The sequence below is a fragment of the Pseudodesulfovibrio sp. JC047 genome (genome assembly GCF_010468615.1).
GTDB lineage: Bacteria > Desulfobacterota > Desulfovibrionia > Desulfovibrionales > Desulfovibrionaceae > Pseudodesulfovibrio.
In genome coordinates this window covers 1-309 of sequence record NZ_WUEH01000135.1, presented here as the reverse complement: position 1 = coordinate 309, position 309 = coordinate 1, and the positions used below count along the sequence as shown (strand labels likewise).

The following is a 309-nucleotide window of genomic DNA, read 5'->3' as shown; positions in this document are numbered from 1 at the left end:
GGGCCGGCAATTTATGTGTTTCACTAACCATAGCTAAGGCCGCATCTTTGCTCAAAACTTTTTCTGCATCCTTTAACCATGGCGCTACAGTTTGATCTTCGAATTGATCTGCACTAGTGAAATGTAGATTCTTTAACCCTAATTCTTCACCGTAATAAATTACTGGAATTCCGCGTTGCAAATACATCAACATCGCCAAGCTCTTAGCCTGAGTCTGTGTTCTAGCTACGCGTGTAGCCAAACGGGCCATATCATGATTATTCCAATAAAGAGTAGGCTGCGATACGCCTGCTAATGTTTGTTGCCAAA

Annotated in this window: 1 protein-coding gene; it reads right to left on the bottom strand. The window is 42.4% G+C overall.

Annotated features, from left to right (window positions below; genetic code table 11):
- The coding region (locus GO013_RS16905) for an alpha-amylase family glycosyl hydrolase (protein WP_239057936.1) at nucleotides 1–309 on the bottom strand (309 nt) is incomplete at both ends.